This window comes from Rapidithrix thailandica (assembly GCF_039710355.1).
Classification (GTDB): domain Bacteria; phylum Bacteroidota; class Bacteroidia; order Cytophagales; family Flammeovirgaceae; genus Rapidithrix; species Rapidithrix thailandica.
Genome location: NZ_JBDKWZ010000007.1, coordinates 25343 through 45560 on the forward strand (window position 1 = coordinate 25343; position 20218 = coordinate 45560).

Below are 20218 nucleotides of genomic sequence, written 5' to 3' on the forward strand. Positions count from 1 at the left end.
ATTTATCCATAATTACTATTTATTCTAATCGTAGATTCACAGTAAATTATCCTATGAGAACAGTTATTTTACTATTTTGTCTGTTGATGGGCGGATATGCCTTTGGACAAAACGGAACCATCAGAGGTACGGTGGTAGATGATGCAAACGGAGAACCTCTTATCGGGGCAACCGTAGCCGTAGACGGAACACAAAGAGGTGCCTCTTGTGATTTGGACGGCCGGTTCTCAATTGAAAACCTTCCTGTAGGAACCTATAAGCTCACCGTTTCTTTTATATCCTATCAAACACAAATTGTTAATAATGTTGAGGTCAAGGCCGGAGAAGTTGCCTTACTCAATATTCGCCTAGCGGAAGAGTCAGAAGTACTGGATGAAATTGTCGTAGAAGCCAAAGCATTAAAAGACAGTGAAGATGCTTTATTAACCGTACAGAAAAAATCACCGAAAGTATTGGATGCCATTTCTTCCGAGCAGTTTTCAAGAAATGGAGACAGAGACATTGCCTCTGCAGTAAAGAGAGTAACCGGTGTATCCGTAGAAGGTGGAAAATATGTATATGTCCGTGGATTGGGAGATCGCTACAGCAAAACCGTCATGAACGGTGCGGACCTTCCCGGATTGGACCCTGAAAAAAACTCCGTACAGTTGGATATGATTCCTTCCAACCTGGTGGACAATGTAATTATCTATAAGACTTTCTCTCCTGATCTACCCGGAGACTTTGCCGGAGGTTTGATCGATATCGAAACCAAAGACTTTCCGGATGCTTTCACCATGCAGGTGTCTGCTTCATTGGGGTATAATACACAATCGAACTTAAAATCAGATTTTAAAACCTACGATGGGGGCAAGCTGGATGGCTTGGGTTTTGACGATGGTACCAGAGAGTTACCGTCCCAATTAAACGTATCACAAGATGACTTCCCCAATATCTATATGGATGATGAGAAGTTGATCGAGTTCACGAAGGCGTTTGACAATACGAATTTTGATTTCAAAAACGGCAACTCTTTCCTGGATCATAAATTAAGTTTATCCCTGGGAAATCAATCGACTTTATTTGGAAAACAATTCGGTTGGATTGCTGCGATCAACTATGCCCGTAGCTGGGACCAATATACCAAAGGATTTACCGGAAGGTATCAAAAGCCTAGTGGCAACAGTCAGGAATTATTGCCTACCAGCTTATTAGAAGATAATAAATCTACTGAAGACGTGACTTGGGGGGGAATGCTCAGCGGAACCTTAAAGCTCAGCGACAACCACAAAATCAAAGCAAACCTTTTGCACAACCAGGCCGGAACGAAAAATGTCCGTTACCAAGAAGGGCCTTATGAAAGAACTACCTTTGACAACAAAAACATCTTCAGAGCCCGAAGCCTTTGGTGGAAAGAGCGCAGTATTTCTACCGGACAACTTATAGGGGAGCACCTGTTCAGCGGACTGGGTAATTTAAAAGTAGATTGGATCAGCTCTATGACCCTTTCCAAACAAGATGAGCCGGATTTACGCTTCTTTACCGATACGTACGAAATCCAAGATGACGGATCTAGGAAATATGCCGTAACGGTGACTCCGTTCAACCCTCCTTCAAGGTATTACCGGAACATGGAGGAAATCAATTTTGACAACAAAATTCATTTCACCCTACCTGTAAAAATTCTTTCTGAGGTAGAGTCAAAAATCAAATTCGGTGGCGCTTATACTTTTAAAGACCGGGAATTCCGCGAAAGCCGTTACGAATATGCCAGAGCAGGCAATAAGCCTGAGCACAATGGTAACCCTTCCGATTACTTGTCTGAAGACCATTTGGGTAAAGATGCGGAAGGCAACTGGATGATCTATTTAGACAATGCCTCCGAAGATCCGAATAACTATGATGCGGATCAAACCGTAACTGCGGGATATTTGATGGTGGAAACGCCTTTGACCAACAATCAAAAATTGAAAACTACGTTTGGTGCCCGGTTGGAAATGACCAATATAGACTTGATCACGTTCAACGATATCCAAGGAAGTATCGAAACGCAGGATATCTTGCCATCTATCAGCTTTACCTATGAGTTGATCAAAGACATGAACCTGCGTTTAGCCTATAACAAGACATTGGCCCGCCCTACATTTAGAGAGTTTGCTCCCTTGGCTACTTTTGATTTCGTAGGAGACTTCGTGCAGTTGGGTAACCCGAACTTGGAGCGTACCTTGATTGATAACTTTGACTTGCGTTGGGAATATTATCCGAGAAGAGGTGAGTACTTCTCCGTGAGTCCTTTCTACAAGCGATTCACCAACCCTATTGAGAACACTATCAACGTAAACGCGACCAATCTGGAATACCAATATAGAAATGTAGGGGAAGCCACTGTATACGGTATCGAATTGGAAGCCCGTAAAAACTTGGACTTTATTGCAGAAGGCTTGAAAAACTTCAAATTAGGAGCCAATGTAACCTTGGTAAAATCGGAAGTAGAGCTTACCGAAGCGGAGTTAAATACCATCAGAAACAGATTTAACCCGGACCAAGAGAAAACCCGTCAGCTTTATATGCAATCTCCTTATATCGTAAATGCATTCTTACAATACAATAACTTTGACAAAGGTTGGGATGTAAACCTGACTTACAATGTATTCGGAGAGCGTTTGTATTTGGTTTCTACCGAACTTCCATTTGTGTATGAGAAACCTCGTCCTGATTTGGGAGTCAGTGTTGCGAAAACCTTGAACAAAAAATGGAAAGTAACACTTCGTGCCAGAAACTTGCTCAACCCTGATTACTTACAGGAAATGGAGCTGGGAGGTACCGATTACACCTTCCAAAAATACACAAAGGGTAGAAGCTTCTCAGTGGGAATCAAATACCAAATCAATTAATAAATTACCTATACACGCGAAAGGCTGCCGGTTGGCAGCCTTTTTTATTTCTTCTCACTATGCCCCAAATCCTTCTCTGGGGCAATGGCATCTCGCACTAATTGTTTCAATTCTTTGATATCCGGAAAACGTCCGGCTTCTTTTCTGGAAAAGAGAACCTCTCCATTGATACGCACTTCATAAATCCCTCCTGTGCCCGGTTTTAAAGCTACCTCCCCTACTTCTTCCACAAATGTGGTCAGTAGCTCTTGGGCCATCCAGGCGGCCCGTAACAGCCAACGGCATTGGGTACAATATTCTATTCGAATAATGGGTTTTTGTTCCGACATTTTTTCAGCGGTTTGATGGGTAGGATATTAGAGTTCTTCCACCTGTCACCACTCACTACTCCATATAATGCAGCCCAACGCTTTCTTTGCGTTGTAAGGCATCACGGATAATCAATTGGGCAACGGTGAGCAAATTCCGAAGTTCACACAAACTTTGGGTAGGATAAGAGCGGACATATACGGCCTCCGTTTTACTACTTATGGCCAATAACTGTTTTTGAGCTTGTAATAATTCGTTCTCATTTCGTACGATGCCCGCATATTTTCCCATAATGCTTTTTAAAATACCTGTCTGATCGGCTACCCACTGAGCTTCGACCGGCGTGGATGCTGCTTGTGTAACGTCAGCCAACCGACCGGTTTGGCTTGTAATACGATCAAACTGTTCTAAGCTATCTTCGGCAGCACGGTAACCAAACACCAAAGCTTCCAAGAGGGAATTGGAGGCCAATCGGTTAGCTCCATGCAACCCCGTATGGGCACATTCCCCACAAGCATATAAATTGGCAATGGATGTGCGGCCTTGAGTATCCGCATGGATTCCCCCACAAAAATAATGAGCCGCGGGGACTACGGGTAATAAATCCGTTGTCAAGTCATAACCCAATTGCTTACAGGTCCTGACGATATTTGGAAAATGATCCTTGAGCTTTTGATCACCCAAATGCCGGGCATCAATATAGACAAAATCATCTCCGTGTTTTTTCATTTCATGATGAATTGAGCGGGCCACTACATCCCGGGGAGCCAGGGGACCTCTTTCATCATAATCATACATAAACTCTTTTTGATAGCGAGCATTTCGTAACACGGCACCAGCCCCTCTTAACGCTTCGGTAATCAAAAAAGCCGGACTTTTACCGGGATTGTACAACGAAGTGGGGTGGAACTGAATAAACTCCATATCCCTTACATCCGCACCGGCCCGGTAAGCCATTGCCACGCCATCACCGGTGGCCACCAAGGGATTGGTTGTACTGGAATATACCTGACAACTTCCGCCTGTAGCCAATACCGTCACGCTGGCTTGAATCGTCAATAAGCTTTTTGAAGCCGTGTCCAAGGTATAGGCTCCCTGGCATACTTTATCGTGATCACCACTAACTAATAAGTCCAGTGCAAAAAGGTGGGTGAGAATCTCAATATTCGGCTGGTGTTTTGCTTTTTCCAGCAAAACACTCAGGATAGCCGCTCCGGTGGTATCTTTGAAGTGTAGAATTCGGGGAGCTGAGTGACCTCCCTCCAGGCCCAGGTCCAATTCGCCTTCTTGGGTTTTGTCAAACGGGACACCCAATTTTATCAAGTCCTGAACACGTTGGGCTCCTTCTTTCACAACGAGTTCCACTACTTGAGGATCGCAAAGGTAGCTTCCGGCAATCAGGGTATCTTCAATATGCTTTTCGAAAGAGTCCAAGCGGAAATTGGTGACTGCAGCCACTCCCCCTTGAGCATAATGAGAATTCGCCTCATTTTCCACTGCTTTTGTAATCACCATTACTTGTTTATCAGGCTCGGCTTCTGCCACTTTCAAAGCAAAGGTAAGCCCTGCCAAACCTGAACCAATTACCAAAAAATCTACCTGTTTCATTCAAAAAAGCACTTTAACAGCCTGTGATGCCCCCTTAGCAAAACCTATGAGATAGCCTTGAGCCTCTCCCACAGACATATACTCCCGGTTACCTGTAGCGAACTAAGTAAGAACACTGTTCATGATTAATAGGATCCTCACAAGGTACCTTACAACAAAGCCTTCACGACTTAACATCTTGTAAGGTACTGGTGAAAAATAACTTTGACAATGTGGTTTATTTTGTCAAAGTTTTAGAGATTTCCAGCATACGCTGAATAGGAGCCAGCGCTTTTTCACGCATTTCAGGCGCGATATGCACCTCCGGCCTTTCATATTTCATACATAAATACAGCTTTTCCAGTGTATTCATTTTCATAAAAGCACATTCGCTACAGCTACATGTATTTTCTGCAAAAGAAGGCCCCGGAATAAAGGTCTTTTCCGGCATATCCTTTTGCATTTGATGGAGGATACCTGCTTCTGTGACTACGATAAACTCCTTGGCTTCCGATTCGCGGGCATAAGCCAATATTTTGCCGGTAGATCCGATAAAATCGGCCATCATTTGTACTACTTTTTCACATTCCGGATGAACCAGAACTTTTGCCTCGGGGTGTGTTTCTTTTAATTTTTGGATTTTCTCCATCGAAAACACTTCGTGCACCGTACAAGCCCCTTCCCAGATGACCAAGTCCCTTCCCGTTTCATTTTTCAAATAATTCCCCAGGTTTTTGTCCGGAGCAACTATGATAGGCTGGTCTTCGGGAATACTTTCGATGATTGCCTTGGCATTAGAAGAAGTACAAACTATATCACTCATGGCTTTGATCTCTGCCGTAGAGTTAATATAGGTGACTACAGTATGATTGGGGTATTGTTCCAAAAATTTCCGGAACTCGGCAGGCGGGCAAGAGTCCACCAGAGAACAGCCGGCATTCAGGTCGGGGATCACTACTTTTTTATTCGGACTGAGAATTTTTGCGGTCTCTCCCATAAAATACACCCCGGCAAAAACGATCATGTCCGCATCCGTTTTTTCAGCAATTTGCGAAAGCTTCAAACTATCACCAATATGGTCGGCAATGTCTTGGATAGCCGGATCCTGGTAATAATGCGCCAGCAGCACTGCATTTTTTTCTTTTTTCAATTTCTGAATCTCCTCAATAAGATCCAGTTCAGGCGCTACAGGTAAGTCCAAATAGCCTTTTGTACTGATGTTCTGTTCTGCCTCTAATAGGTTAGCCATGATAATGTATCAATAGATTATGCATACACAAAGACTTTCAACAAGTGGTTCTTTCAACCCCATGATGGCTTTGATTTAGCTTCTTGCAAAGAAAAGAGATTTCTATGGATTCTAAATCACAATCTTCAAACCAATTGTAATAAGCCCTGTTCTTGATACAAAATTATCCTTGAGAAGATTAAATAAAAAATTAAAAGCCTTTTAACTATAAATTAACGAAAATAGGTGGGTCAAAAACAAGGAAAAAAGGAAGGCTTGCTCTCCAAGAAAACAGGGAAAAGTAAAATCACTAGTTTGCGCTTTGTATATTTAGATATCTAAAGGAAATGGAATAAGGAGGTGCTTAGGCCTGTATCATTGTACCCGGAAGTAAATTGTATATTTCTCCGGTTTGCCTGTTGAATCCAGCCGTTGAGTAAAAATATTCACCCGTTTGAATCCTTCCAAATCGTTCCAAATAATAGTCAGGTTTTCCTCTTGTTTTGTGGGTTTAACATCCGAAGGCAGTCCAAACTTAGCCAATGCAGAAGGGGCAAATGGCAAGCCTACCGGGTTATTAACTTTTATTTCATTCACGGTTGTATCGGAAGAATACAACAATTCAACCTGGTATTTCTCACTGAAGTACAGTTCCGTATATACCTTTTTATGTAAAATCGGAGTGATATAAATGCTATCAGGTTGCCCCAAAAGATGATGCACTTCTCTTTTCGATTGATTTGCCAATGCTTTCACATCCAATACCAAGTCTTGTTTGGTGCAACCCAAGGCAAGTAATCCTATACAAAGTACCCCAATATATTTTTTCATAGAAAAGTTACTTTTTAATCTCTTTTACAAGTTTCAAAACAATAGCCCCTCTCCCATTTCCGGAGAAACCGCTTACATCCAACTGCAAAGTAATTACCCTGCCATGTTATATATATGAACGCAATATTAACATACCATGAAAACACATGTATAAAACACCCTGCTTCGACTATTTACAGGGTAAAACATTAATTATTCTAAACATGAATAACATATTCCCCTTTCTTTATGTTAACTTTATGTTAACTCAATATTAAATCAAAGGATACTATCATGAGATACATTTTTTTATATACCCTATTTTTTTTGAGCATGCACATGGGTATCGCACAGCCTACCAAAAGCCCATTAGCTGTCAATACTATGGAAGCTCAATTGATTAAGAGTACATTATCTGATGAAAACCTGTTCCTTTTAATGCTCGCTTTGGATGAAGAAGCTCAACCTTCGGACAGTCAAAAGAGTTTGCACAAATTGGACTTATTGATTGAAAAAATGGCCCAGTATAAAAATCGCCAAAACAGCGATTTCAAGGTGATCAAAAATGTATTCACCAAAATATCCCGTCATTATTTAAACCAATATATCAAAAACAGTACATTGGCCCATACCCTAAAAAACGGTGAATTCAACTGCCTTTCCGGGACGGTTTTATTGGCCTATACCTTGCAAAAATTGGGTTATCAATATTCTTTATACGAAGCCAATTACCATGTGTATTTGATGGTGAACCTTGCGGAGGGGGAAATATTGTTAGAGCCTACTCAACCTTTTTACGGATACTATCATCAACCAAATATGATTGCCAAGCGATTGAATCAGTATCAGAAAGAAGGGGAGGTGGTGTATTCACAAGGGGCCTACCGTTTTCCGGAAACGGCATTTAAAAAAGTTACTTTAAAAGAATTAGCCGGTTTGCAATACTTTAACCAGGGTGTGAAGGCTTATAACCAGCAGTCGTTTGACAGAGCATTTTACGCTGCCATGAAGGCTCATTTTCTATATCCTTGTACCCGGAATAAAGCCTTAATTATTTTGACCAAAAAGGCGAGAAAGCTACAAATTATAAAAGAAGGCTTAGCGGTGAACTAACTCCCTTGCCAGCCTTTAAAATACATCCTTCTTTATTAGATAGCATTGAAAAACAAAAAGGGTCGCGGTGGCGACCCTTTTCTTAACCCAGATTTTGAATAATATAACTCTATCAAGTTATGTCAGAAATACATACCCGGAAAAAACTTTACCCGGATGTATCAATCAATTTTAGAAGATACGTATTGAGTTATCGCAAAGAAATGCGGGACTTTCTCAATACATGAAGTTAAAATTTTGGTTTAATGTTAAAGCGTTTAGATTTAATTGTCAGTTAGTCAAAACCTTTATTTAAACAGACTGCCAAAACAATCTTTCTAAAAACACTTTAAGCACCACATAACGAATGTAACACTTAGTCTACATTATCATGTAAAAACTTATTATTCCCAAGTAAGCCGTTTTCTTCATCCAAATTGTACCGAGACATATTGGATTCCGAAGAGTGGGGGAGGTTAGACAACTTCACCCCTTTACGCAAATAAGCAGGGTTTTCCTGGATTTCTTTCAGTTCCTCATTACTCATTTCAGAGACTGAGCGCATTTTTTCAATCTTCTTACGTCTTATTTGGTATTGCTCTTCCAAGTTACGTCTTTTTTTTTCTTCTTCGGACTCCTCTACGATTTCATAGTCTCCTTCTAATTCAAAGACGATTTTTTGAGGTTTCTTAGGCTGTTCTTTTTTCTCAGCTACTACTTTTTTCTCCTCTTCCTCCTCTGCTTGCTCCTCTTCCTGTTGGTCAAAAAAGTCTTGTTTTGCCTGAACATTGACTTGCTTCCGGAAGCGCTTATTGCTTTCCAGGTCAATCACTTCTTGCGTTTCATCCTCTACACTGTCGAAGCCCGTAGCAATGATGGTTACGCTAATCGCATCCCCTAAGCTTTTGTCCACAGCTTGACCGAAGATAATTTCCGCATTATCTCCCGCTCTTTCCTGCACATATTCAGTGATTTGTTCCAATTCTTCCATTTCGAAAGTATCGTCATCTCCCACCACAATGCTGAGCAAGATGTATTTGGCACCATAGATATTGGTGTTGTTTAACAAAGGAGAGGTGATAGCTCCTTCGGCAGCTTTCAGTGCACGGCCTTCGCCTTCTGCGGTAGCCGAACCCATTACAGCAGCACCGGAGTCTTTCATTACTGTACGGACGTCTTCAAAGTCCACGTTGATATACCCTGACACCGTAATGATTTCCGCAATAGACTTCGCCCCTTTGGTCAGTACATTGTCTGCTTGGGCAAAGGCTTGTTTCATAGAGGCTTTGCCGTACACTTCTCTCAACTTATCGTTGAGTATGACCAGAACGGTATCACAATGTTTTTTGAGTTCTTCAATACCTTCCATGGCTCTACGGGATTTAGGGCGCCCCTCAAAGGTAAAAGGCATAGTCACAATCCCTACCGTCAACACATCGAGTTCTTTGGCTACTTGAGCGATGATGGGAGCGGCTCCGGTACCGGTACCTCCACCCATACCGGCTGTGATAAACACCATTTTGGTGCTTTCTTTCAATATTTCTTTAATAACATCTTTACTCTCTAAAGCTGCGGCCTTCCCCACTTCCGGATTTGCCCCGGCACCTAATCCTTGGGTCAGGTCATTTCCGATTTGGATTGCATTCTCTACAGGGCTGCTATGTAAAGCTTGTTTATCAGTATTACACACATAAAATTCAACTCCCTGGATGCCTTGGCTGTACATATGGTTGACCGCATTTCCCCCACCGCCTCCAACACCGATCACCTTGATGATAGGGGGCTCTTCATTGGTAAAATTGGTAAATTCGTAATTTGTACCTTCCATGGTATTAGTATTTTTTGAATAAAAATCGAAACTTCGTTGGGACTACTTCTCTGCTAATCCTGCCGGATAAAAAATGCCAAAGCTTGGTAAACTTATGCCCAAACGCGCAATATTAAAATATTTTTGGTAATTTTTTCCAGTTTACCCGAAACAATGATTCAGATTAGTAATTTGTCCGATCGTCAAAATCATCTGTCAATAACTCCTTGGTTTTCCGGAGGAAGTTACTGATAAAATCACCGCTTCCGCTTTCAGCCTTTGGTTTGGAGGCCGTATATGCCGAATCAGGTCGTTGTTCTTCCCGATCGTCCAGGGATTTAAATCCGGCCAACACCAAACCTACCGCAGTAGCATACTTTGGATTTTTCACTTCGTCATTTTTGCATTTTCCCAAGTGCTCGTTCGGATGTCCGATCCGGGCATCCAATCCGGTTTTGTATTCAAACAGCTGTTTGATATTTTTCAATTGGGAACCTCCTCCGGTAATGACAATCCCTCCGGCCAAACGGTTTTTGTAACCGGACTTTTCGATTTCTACCATTACCAGTTCGATAATCTCCTCCATCCGGGCCTCGATGATATGAGCGAGGTTTTTCACTGAAATTTCTTTTGGTGGCCGGTTGCGTAAGCCGGGAATAGAGATCACTTCATTTTCGGAAGCCTCAGCGGCCAGGCAGCGGCCAAATTTCACTTTCAACAGTTCGGCTTGATTTTGCATTACGGCACAACCCTGTTTGATATCCGAAGTGATAATATTGCCTCCGAATGGAACCACTGCCGTATGCCTGACAATATTGTCATGAAAGACCGCAATATCAGTGGTTCCTCCTCCAATATCCACCAAAGCAATCCCGGCTTCTTTCTCTTCCTCACTCAACACAGACACACAAGAGGCCATCGGTTCCAGGATCAAATGGTCAATTTCCAGTCCGGAACGTTCAACGCACTTTTTAATATTACGAATCGTGTTGGTTTGAGCTGTGATGATATGAAAATTGGCTTCCAGTTTCACACCAGACATCCCCACCGGATCTTTAATGTTTTCTTCATAATCCACAATATAATGCTGAGGCATTACGTGAATAATTTCCGACCCGGGTTCAGTCACAATCCGGTACATGTCGCTGGTCAGGCGATTAATGTCTTCTGTGGTGATTTCCTCTTCACCTGACTTGCGTGTGATGCTACCATGATGCATGGAGCTACGGATGTGCTTTCCGGCAATACCGACATTGACCACATTGATGTCAATTTTAGTATCCTCTTCTGCGGCAGTTATGGCTTTATCGATTGCAGCAATCGTTTTACTGATATTGCTGACAGTCCCTTCTTTCACCCCATCGGATACGGCTTTTCCCAATCCCAGGACTTCTAAGTTGCCATACTCGTTGACACGACCAACTACCGCACAGATCTTGGTAGTACCAATATCAAGCCCGACTATGATTCTGTCATCTTGCATAACTTAAGAGCGTTAAAAAATTATTATTCAAAATCTATAAGGTTATCTTTAAATCATTAGTTTAAGCGAACGGTTGCGCCAAGTAATCGTTTTATGTACTTCGCTTTTGCACTTCACCATGCACTATCGTTCTCTTCTTTTCATGCTTACTTGCATACAATTTGTCCATCGTACTGCAATTTCACTACTTCATAGGCATTCCAGCCCTCTTTCTTCACAATTTCATTATAGAAGACATTCAACTTCTTGAATTTCAACTCATAATTCTCCAACGGGCCAAATTCAATCCGTTGGCGGCCTATTTGCGGAAAGGCAACTATCTCTAGTTTACTGTTCAAGTCAATCTGAGAGATTTGTGCTCGCCACTCCTCGCTTTTATTGACAAATTCAATAAACTCAAACAATGCTTTTCCCTGCTCCGAAATCCAGAAATTATCCGTTAACAAACTATCGGCTCCTGCCCCGGTAATCATCATCACTCTGGCCGTATAGTTATCCGAAAGAGATAATATCCTGCGGTTGACACTTACATAACCTCCCTTACCGGAAGAAGCCATTACCCTTGCCAAAGGAGTTTCCTGATACACATCAATAATGACATTGTCTCTTAAATCGCGAGAAACCTGGGCTTCCTTCACAAAGTCAATCGCATTGAGTGCCTGTTCCAACTGTTTTAAGTTCAGTTCCTCTTTGTGATTGATACTGGAATCTTCTTTTACCAGCTTATTAATCAGCTCTTTGACTTCCCATTCATTGATAAACTCACTTCCGCTTTCATCATCAATGTTGATAATAAAATTGGTTTGGTTCTCTTCCATGGCTTTAAACCCTACCATTGCTCCTATGGCCATTAGTACTACAATGGCGATTAATGTAACCCATCCCGGTTTTATATTCCATTTCTGCATCATACGTTACCTGCCTTTAACAGTAAGTACTTCTTTAATGGGCTGGACCAGGCGATCAATACTTCCTGCTCCTACGGTTAGCAATAATTCCGGTTGATTGTGTTCAACCCAAGCGGGCAATTGCTCATCCTGCAACAGTTGCTTGTCCGGAGCATTTACCTGCTCCAAGACCATCTCTGCATTCACTCCTTCAATAGGAAGTTCTCTGGCCGGGTATACCGGTAGCAATACGACTTGGTCGGCTATTGATAAGCTTTGCGCAAATTCTTTAGCAAAGTCCCTGGTGCGCGAAAACAAATGGGGTTGAAAAACCACCGTCAGTTTTTTGTTAGCATACAAGGCTTTTACGGACTCCAACACCACTTTCAATTCCGTTGGATGATGCGCATAGTCGTCAATATAAATATGCTTCTCGTTCTTTACAATATATTCGAACCGTCTTTTTACGCCTTTGAATGTTTCCAAGGCATACTTTACTGTTTCGGACGGAATACCCAATGCCTTTGCTACGGATACGGCTGCCAGTGCATTTTCAATATTGTGAAAGCCCGGAACGAGCATCTCCACTCCTTCCAGCCATACTTCGTCTTTTCCTTGTTCATTTTTGACATAGATTTCAAAAACGAACTTTCCGTTTTCAACACGGACATTTGCTGCATGACAATCTCCTTGCTCCAGGCCATACGTGGCTACCCGAGCACTTTTCTCTAATTGGCGGGCTGCCTCCAAGCGGACTTTTTCCTGCAAAAACAATTTGCCATCCTTCTCTTTCAACTTGGCAATATAAGCATTGAAAGCATCTACTACAGCCTGCTCATCACCATAAATATCCAAATGATCGGCCTCTACCGAAGTGATGACTTCAACGGAAGGAGAAAGCCGCAAAAAAGAGCGGTCAAACTCATCGGCTTCCACCACCATATATTGGTCTGCTTTGCCTGGCTTGTTAATCAGTAAATTGGAATTGTAATTTGCTGAAATCCCTCCTAAAAAAGCTGTAAAGTCCAGCGCTGCACATTGAAGTACATGAGCCACCAAAGTGGTAGTTGTCGTTTTTCCGTGTGTACCTGCAATTCCGATGGTGAAATAATTTGCAGAAAGCAATCCCAATACTTCCGATCTCTTCATCAACAAGGCCTTTTGTGCCTTAAACGCCTTCAACTCGGAATGTCCGGACGGAACTGCCGGGGTATAAATGATTAATACATTAGACTTATCACTTTTAAACTCCTCCGGAACCAACCTCCAATCGTCCTGATAATGCACCTGCATCCCTTCCTGTTCCAAGGCCTTGGTCAACTCGGTGCATGTACGGTCATAGCCGGCTACCTGGCGGCCGTGCTGATGAAACCAGCGAGCCAAGGCGCTCATACCTATCCCTCCTATTCCGATCAGGTATACATATTCAATTTGGTCTAACCGTACCTTCATGTATGCATCAACTATTCTTATTCTACTTGAATCTTTTTATACTTTCTGTTTTACCAGATTTAATACTTCCTCCGCAATATCTTTCGCTGCATTGGGTTTCCCCAGTTTGCAAATATTCTTACTCAAGTCCTCCCGCTTTTCATCATCATGTAATAAGTCAAGCACTACTTCCGTAAACTGCTCACGTGCTTCACTGTCCTTGACCATTATGGCCGCTTTTTCATTGACCAAAGCCATTGCATTTTTTGTTTGATGATCTTCTGCCACATTGGGCGAAGGAATCAACACGGTGGCTTTTGCGGCCAAACATAATTCGGAAATGGACAAGGCTCCCGCCCTGCAAACGACCAAATCGGCTACTGCATAAGCATAATCCATTCGATCTATAAAAGCCCCTAACCACAAGCCATTACCTTTCTTCCCTTCAAGTGCTACTTGAAGCTGATTATAATAAAATTTACCGGTTTGCCAAACGATCTGATATCCCTTCTTCAATAAAACTTCTATTGCCTGAAGCAGGCTATCATTAATAGTTTTGGCTCCCAGGCTCCCTCCAAACACCAATAAGGTCTTTTTTTGAGGGTCTAACCGAAAGTACTCAAAGGCTTTCTCTCGCAACCCTTCCAATTGCATGATATCATTGCGCACCGGATTTCCTGTAAACCGTATTTTATTCTCAGGAAAGTACTTTTCCATATTGGGATAAGCCACACATACTCTTTGAGCCTTCTGTGCCAATAGCTTATTCGTTAAGCCTGCATACCCGTTTTGCTCTTGCAAAACCGTGGGAATCTGTTTGGCATTAGCAGCTTTCAACACCGGCCCACTGGCATAGCCTCCTACACCTACGACCGCCTGAGGTTTGAACTCTTTGACAATACGCCTGGCTTTCCAAAGGCTATGCAATAGCTTAAATGGAAACATCAGGTTTTTAACTGTCAGTTTTCTTTGCAAGCCACTCACCCACAGACCGATAATCCGGTAACCCGCCTGAGGAACTTTTTCCATCTCCATTTTTCCTTCAGCCCCTACAAAGAGGATTTCTATCGACTCATCGATGGATTTGAGTGCATCGGCTATGGCAATAGCCGGATATACGTGTCCTCCGGTGCCACCTCCACTGATGATGATCCTGATATGGTTATTTTTTTTAAGCAATACTTTAGCCAAACAAGTTTTATTAATTCAATTTCAACAACTTATAACAAAAAATCTCTTTTTTTCTTCTCTTTCACTTACCTTTTCCCATTGTCTTCAGCTTCTCCCCTACCCTACTTATTGTATACATAATTCATCATTTGCCGCATTCTTTTCCTTCGCTGGTTGCCCAGAGGTTCAGACAAGGGGCTTCCACTTCCGTAGATTTCCGTTCTGCTCACACTAAGTACAATGCCAAAGGCCATTCCGGTAAATAACAGGGATGTTCCTCCCATACTTAATAATGGCAAAGGCATACCGGTAACCGGCACCAAGCCCACCACTACACTCATATTTACAAAAGCCTGCACCACCAACATAAACACTAGCCCTGCGGCCAACAATCCTCCAAAGGCCCGTTTGGACCTGGACACAATCACCATTCCCCGGTACAGCAGGATCAAGTATAAGGCGACAATCGCCATTCCGCCCAAGGTACCGTATTCTTCAATAATGATGGCAAAGATAAAATCCGAGTACGGGTGAGGCAAAAAGTTTCTTTGTACACTTTTACCTACTCCTTTGCCTGTAAAACCACCGGTAGCGACCGCGATATAGGATTGTTCGGCTTGGTAAGGAACAGCACTTTCACTAAAATAAGATTCCAAACGGCTGGAAACCGTACCACCTCTTTGCCCGAATGCAAAAGCAAAAGTACCGGCCATAACGCCAATCAAAGCAAGCATTCCAAGGTATTTGACGGGCACCCGGCCTATAAATAACAGTAGCATACAGGTCATAAACAACAGTGTTGCTGAGGACCAGTCACTCAATCCGATTAAACCACAGATAATCCCACACCAGAGCAACAGAGGTGTTAAAGCCTTTTGAAAGCGCTGAATGCTCATTTGTCGCTTTGATAACATACTTGCCATATTGGTGATCAATGCCAGTTTGGCAAGATCCGAAGGCTGAAAAGTATATTTGGTAAATGGGATGGTAATCCACCGGGACGCTTCGTTCAGCGTAGCTCCAAAATACCAGGCAATCAGTAACAGAGGCACCGACACCAACAAAGCCATTCGCGAGATCCGGGAGTAATATTTATAATCCACTTTATGGCAAAAGTACATGGCGATAAATGCCAGAAACACCAAAAATGAATGCTTAAATAAATAGTATTCCGTATTTCCATCGGCTTTCCGGTAGGCCAAGGTTCCCGTAGCACTATACACTACCAGAATACTGATGAGTGACAGGACTATGGCGACTCCCCAAATAAATTTGTCTCCCTTCAGATACTTCGATATGGAGTACGTTTGCGTCATTTAGTGTGATGTATTTAAGTCTATTGTTCTGGTATCCAGTTTCTGGATATGATTTTTCACTGCTTTTTTAAACTGCGAACCCCGGTCTTCATAATTTTTAAATAAATCAAAACTTGCACAAGCCGGCGACAGTAATACGACATCTCTATTCTCTCCCAAATGATAAGCCCTTATCACGGCATCTACAACATCCTGAGTTTCATAAATATAGCTCACCATTTCATTGTAATGCTTCAACAGTTTCCGGTTGTCTTTGCCCAGGCAAATAATTGCTTTTACATTTTTCTTCACCAGTTCGTCCAACTCGCTGTAATCATTTCCTTTGTCCACCCCTCCTACCATCCAAATAATCGGAGTCTCAAAGCTATCCAGGGCAAATTTTACTGCATCTACATTGGTGGCCTTGGAATCATTAATAAAGGTAACTCCATTGACCGTGGCCACCGGCTCCAGGCGATGCGGTGCATTTTTAAAAGACTTAAGTCCTTTTTTGACTTGCTCATAAGTTAAGCCTACCCGCAAAACCGCTAAGATAGCGGCACTCATATTCATGGCATTATGCTTTCCCCGTAAGGGCAAGTCCTCAAAAACCAATTTCGGTTGCTCCACATAATCCTCTCCGAATACCCCAGGGTAATTCAATGCCGGAACCGTCAGCCTTCCTTCTTCATAAAAAGAAGCGGAAAATGGCTCTGTAGAAGTCTGAATATTGATCCGGTTCATCACTTTGGCGATATTTTCATCATCGGCATTGTAGATAAACATCCCACCCCCATTCATATTCTCTACCATTCTGAATTTTGCTTCCGCATATTTGTCCAGGCTGTTTTCATAGCGGTCCAAATGATCCGGAGTTATATTCAGCAAAACCCCTACACTGGGTTTAAACTCTTGTATATCTTCCAACTGGAAACTACTCACTTCCAGCACAAAGTATTCCACTTCTTCATGTAATACTTTACGAGCAAAACTCTCTCCGATATTCCCTGCGACCTCCACCTTACACCCGGCTTTTTTCAATAAATGATAAGTCAACAAGGTAGTGGTCGTCTTTCCGTTAGTGCCGGTAATGGCAATAATCCGGGCTTCGGTATAGCGCGAAGCAAATTCGATTTCCGAACTGACCGGAATTCCCGCCTCTGTTATCTTTTGTACAATTGGCACTTTGGGTGAAATTCCCGGACTCTTAATGACGGCATCCGCATTAAGAATCAGCGATTCGGTATGTTGCTCTTCCTCAAAAGCAATGACCTGTTTGTTCAACTCATTTTTATACTTTTGAGAAATTTTCCCAAAATCCGACACAAAAACATCATAGCCTTTTGCCTGAGCAAGCAAGGCCGCTCCGACTCCGCTTTCACCCGCGCCTAATATGACTATTCTGTTTTTCATTGCATTCGCAATTTAAGTTTAAAGTTCCTTTTTGCTATCGAACTTTCAAAGTAGCTATCGACAGGATAGCGATCAACACCCCCACTATCCAGAACCGGGTAACAATTTTGGCCTCCGGAATTTCTTTCTTTTGATAATGGTGATGTAAGGGTGACATCAAAAAAATCCGCTTCCCTTCTCCGTACTTCCGCTTGGTATATTTAAAATAGCTCACTTGCAGAATTACAGACAAACTTTCAATCAGAAATACGCCACACAACAGGGGGAGCAATAATTCTTTCCGGATCACCAAGGCCAAGACGGCAATCAATGCCCCCAAAGAAAGACTTCCCGTATCGCCCATAAAAACCTGGGCGGGAAAGGAATTGTACCACAAAAAGCCAATACAAGCTCCGACAAAGGCCGTACAAAAAATCACGATTTCCCCGGTATTGGGAATGTACATGATATTCAAATAGTCTGCGAAAATAAAGTTGCCGGAGACATAGGCCAATACGGCTAAAGCCACTCCGATAATCGCAGAGGTACCTGCGGCCAGTCCGTCAATCCCATCCGTGAGGTTGGCCCCGTTAGACACGGCCGTAATGATCAAAATCACCAAGGCCACATACAAAATAGGCGTCAATACCTTCTCAAAAGATTCGGGAACCAAGTTGGAATAATCCAACTCATTGGCTTTGACAAACGGTATGGTTGTCCGGGTGGATTTCACATCTTCATAATGTTTTTCTTGAATATAGACTTCCAAATTACTGGAATTCACATCGGCCGGAAACTCCCGTACCCGTACCGAAGGGTGAAAATAAAGGGTCAGCCCTACGATCAATCCCAACCCTACCTGTCCGATAATTTTGAAAGTCCCTTTGAGTCCTTCTTTATTTTTTCTGAATACTTTAATATAATCATCTACAAAGCCAATAAGGCCCATCCAAATTGTAGAAACTACCAACAGAATAATATAAATATTGTCAAGTTGAGTAAACAACAACACCGGCACCAAAATAGACCCGATGATAATCAAGCCGCCCATAGTGGGGGTTCCCTTCTTTTCCAACTGCCCTTGCAAACCCAAATCGCGAATAGATTCTCCCACTTGTTGTTTTCTCAGAAAGTTAATCAAGCGTTTTCCGAAAATAGCCCCAATCAACAGTGATACAGCAGCGGTCATCAGTGCTCTAAAAGAGATGTACTGAAAAAGCCCTGCCCCTACAAAATCATACTCGCGGTCTAAATAGTTAAATAAGTAATAAAGCATTTCCTATTGTTGAGTTTACTTTTCCGGAATAATGTCCATCAAAACAGGTAGGAATAGGGCCGGTCACCCTATTACCTCCTGTTATGTTTGGTCTAATTGTTAAGCGAGTAAATCACGGATGACCTGTTTGTCATCAAAAGTATATTTGGTTCCTTTAATTTCCTGATACGTTTCGTGCCCCTTGCCAGCCACCAATACGATATCTCCGCCTTGAGCTTGCTCCATGGCATACCGAATGGCATCCTTTCGGTCCGAAATACTAACGGACTTGGTTAACTCTTCACTTTGCAACCCTTTTTTCATGTCTTCAAGAATGGTTTCGGGTTCCTCATCTCTTGGATTGTCCGAAGTCAATACCACCAGGTCACTGTATTCGGCAGCAATTTTTGCCATTTTAGGACGCTTTTCTTTGTCCCGGTTCCCCCCGCATCCTACCAAGGTAATGATACGCTCTTCTTTACTTTGGCGAATACTTTGTATGGTTTTCAAAACATTTTCCAAGGCATCGGGTGTATGGGCATAATCAATGATAAAGCGTCTATTGTCTTTGGAAACGATTTGATCAAACCGGCCTCTGGCGGGAGTAAGTCCGGACAAAGCAGTAAGCACTTGCTCTTCCTTCTCTCCCAGTAACACGGCACTGGCATACACAGCCAAGAGGTTATATGCATTAAAATCGCCAATCAAACGAAACCAGCTCTCTCGGCCATTGATCTCCATTTGTAAACCTTCAAATGAATTGGCTTTCAGTTTTCCTTTAAAATCAGCCATCGACTTTAGAGAGAAACCCAATTTTCTGGCCTTGGTATTTTGCTGCATCACTTGCCCCCGTTTGTCATCAAAATTGACCAGGGCAAATGCTTCTTTACCTAATTTATCAAAGAGCTGTTTTTTCGCGTAGATATAGTTTTTAAAAGTTTGGTGATAGTCCAGATGATCGTGTGTAATATTGGTAAACACGGCACCTTTCAGCGCTATGCCGGCCAACCGTTCTTGCACAATAGCATGTGAGCTCGCCTCCATAAAACAGTGAGTACATCCCTGTTCCACCATTTGGGCCATCAGCTTTTGTAAACTCAATGCATCCGGGGTTGTCAGTTGAGCATCCAATATTTGTGTATCGATACGGTTTTCAATGGTTGACAACAGGCCTACTTTATAGCCTAAGCTCCGAAAGAGCTCATACAGTAACGTTGCACAAGTTGTCTTACCGTTGGTTCCGGTAATGGCCACCACCTTTAACTTTTCAGAGGGTTGATCGTAAAAATTAGCTGCCATCACCCCCACCTGACTGGCAGAGTGCTCTACTTGAATGTATGTAATATGTTGGAGAATTGTCGAAGGTAATTGTTCACAAACAATTGCCACAGCCCCTTTTTCAATGGCTGTTTCAATATATTGGTGACCATCCGTAAGTACACCGGGCACGGCAAAAAACAGACTGCCCGGGGTCACCCGCCGCGAATCTAAAAACAAGTGTTTCACCTCCACCTTTTCGGGTGCTCCGATGACTTGTTTTATCTTACAGTTGTTTACTATGGTGTTGAGTGTTTTGATAGTTGTATTGTTAATCAGTTT

General features: G+C 42.5%; 15 protein-coding genes. 2 read left to right on the plus strand and 13 right to left on the minus strand.

Annotated elements, in window-relative coordinates; genetic code table 11:
• The first annotated feature begins 53 nt into the window (after positions 1-53).
• The gene (locus tag AAG747_RS13150; protein ID WP_346821642.1) at positions 54-2873 is read left to right on the plus strand and encodes a TonB-dependent receptor; all 2820 of its coding nucleotides are present in this window, start codon (positions 54-56) and stop codon (positions 2871-2873) included.
• Between the two features lie 44 nt (positions 2874-2917).
• Here the strand turns inward: AAG747_RS13150 and AAG747_RS13155 are convergent, their stop codons facing one another.
• The 4 genes from AAG747_RS13155 to AAG747_RS13170 all read right to left on the minus strand — a co-directional run bounded on the left by AAG747_RS13155 (position 2918) and on the right by AAG747_RS13170 (position 6828).
• Positions 2918-3202, minus strand: coding sequence for an Rdx family protein (locus AAG747_RS13155; RefSeq protein WP_346821643.1), 285 nt, complete (start codon positions 3200-3202; stop codon positions 2918-2920).
• Positions 3203-3257: 55 nt separating this feature from the next.
• A complete protein-coding gene (gene nadB / locus AAG747_RS13160) occupies positions 3258-4790 on the minus strand; it encodes an L-aspartate oxidase (protein WP_346821644.1) in 1533 nt (510 codons plus the stop codon).
• 217 nt (positions 4791-5007) lie between these two features.
• On the minus strand, positions 5008-6018 hold the full coding sequence (nadA, locus tag AAG747_RS13165; protein WP_346821645.1) for a quinolinate synthase NadA: 1011 nt from the start codon (positions 6016-6018) through the stop codon (positions 5008-5010).
• A 354-nt stretch (positions 6019-6372) separates the two neighbouring features.
• Positions 6373-6828, minus strand: coding sequence for a hypothetical protein (locus tag AAG747_RS13170; protein ID WP_346821646.1), 456 nt, complete (start codon positions 6826-6828; stop codon positions 6373-6375).
• A gap of 273 nt (positions 6829-7101) precedes the next feature.
• Between AAG747_RS13170 and AAG747_RS13175 the strand changes: the two genes are divergently transcribed.
• A complete protein-coding gene (locus AAG747_RS13175) occupies positions 7102-7920 on the plus strand; it encodes a hypothetical protein (RefSeq protein ID WP_346821647.1) in 819 nt (272 codons plus the stop codon).
• Between the two features lie 355 nt (positions 7921-8275).
• Here AAG747_RS13175 and ftsZ read toward each other — a convergent pair whose 3' ends face one another.
• The 9 genes from ftsZ to AAG747_RS13220 form a co-directional block, all read right to left on the minus strand.
• Positions 8276-9727 (minus strand): cell division protein FtsZ, encoded by a 1452-nt coding sequence (gene ftsZ / locus AAG747_RS13180; protein WP_346821648.1) that lies wholly within the window; start codon positions 9725-9727, stop codon positions 8276-8278.
• A gap of 163 nt (positions 9728-9890) precedes the next feature.
• Positions 9891-11189: a cell division protein FtsA gene (gene ftsA, locus AAG747_RS13185; RefSeq protein WP_346821649.1), complete on the minus strand. Its 1299-nt coding sequence runs from the start codon at positions 11187-11189 to the stop codon at positions 9891-9893.
• A gap of 146 nt (positions 11190-11335) precedes the next feature.
• Complete coding sequence (locus AAG747_RS13190; RefSeq protein ID WP_346821650.1) at positions 11336-12100, minus strand: cell division protein FtsQ/DivIB; 765 nt, start codon at positions 12098-12100, stop codon at positions 11336-11338.
• 3 nt (positions 12101-12103) lie between these two features.
• The gene (gene murC, locus AAG747_RS13195) at positions 12104-13528 is read right to left on the minus strand and encodes a UDP-N-acetylmuramate--L-alanine ligase (RefSeq protein WP_346821651.1); all 1425 of its coding nucleotides are present in this window, start codon (positions 13526-13528) and stop codon (positions 12104-12106) included.
• Positions 13529-13564: 36 nt separating this feature from the next.
• Positions 13565-14698 carry an undecaprenyldiphospho-muramoylpentapeptide beta-N-acetylglucosaminyltransferase gene (gene murG, locus AAG747_RS13200; RefSeq protein WP_346821652.1) on the minus strand — a complete coding sequence of 378 codons (1134 nt, stop codon included), beginning with the start codon at positions 14696-14698 and terminating at the stop codon, positions 13565-13567.
• 101 nt (positions 14699-14799) lie between these two features.
• Positions 14800-15993 (minus strand): FtsW/RodA/SpoVE family cell cycle protein, encoded by a 1194-nt coding sequence (locus tag AAG747_RS13205; RefSeq protein WP_346821653.1) that lies wholly within the window; start codon positions 15991-15993, stop codon positions 14800-14802.
• A complete protein-coding gene (murD, locus tag AAG747_RS13210; RefSeq protein ID WP_346821654.1) occupies positions 15994-17385 on the minus strand; it encodes a UDP-N-acetylmuramoyl-L-alanine--D-glutamate ligase in 1392 nt (463 codons plus the stop codon).
• Positions 17386-17419: 34 nt separating this feature from the next.
• Positions 17420-18640, minus strand: a complete 1221-nt coding sequence (gene mraY, locus AAG747_RS13215) for a phospho-N-acetylmuramoyl-pentapeptide-transferase (protein ID WP_346821655.1) — start codon at positions 18638-18640, stop codon at positions 17420-17422.
• Positions 18641-18739: 99 nt separating this feature from the next.
• The gene (locus tag AAG747_RS13220) at positions 18740-20197 is read right to left on the minus strand and encodes a UDP-N-acetylmuramoyl-L-alanyl-D-glutamate--2,6-diaminopimelate ligase (protein WP_430300629.1); all 1458 of its coding nucleotides are present in this window, start codon (positions 20195-20197) and stop codon (positions 18740-18742) included.
• Between the last annotated feature and the right edge of the window lie 21 nt (positions 20198-20218).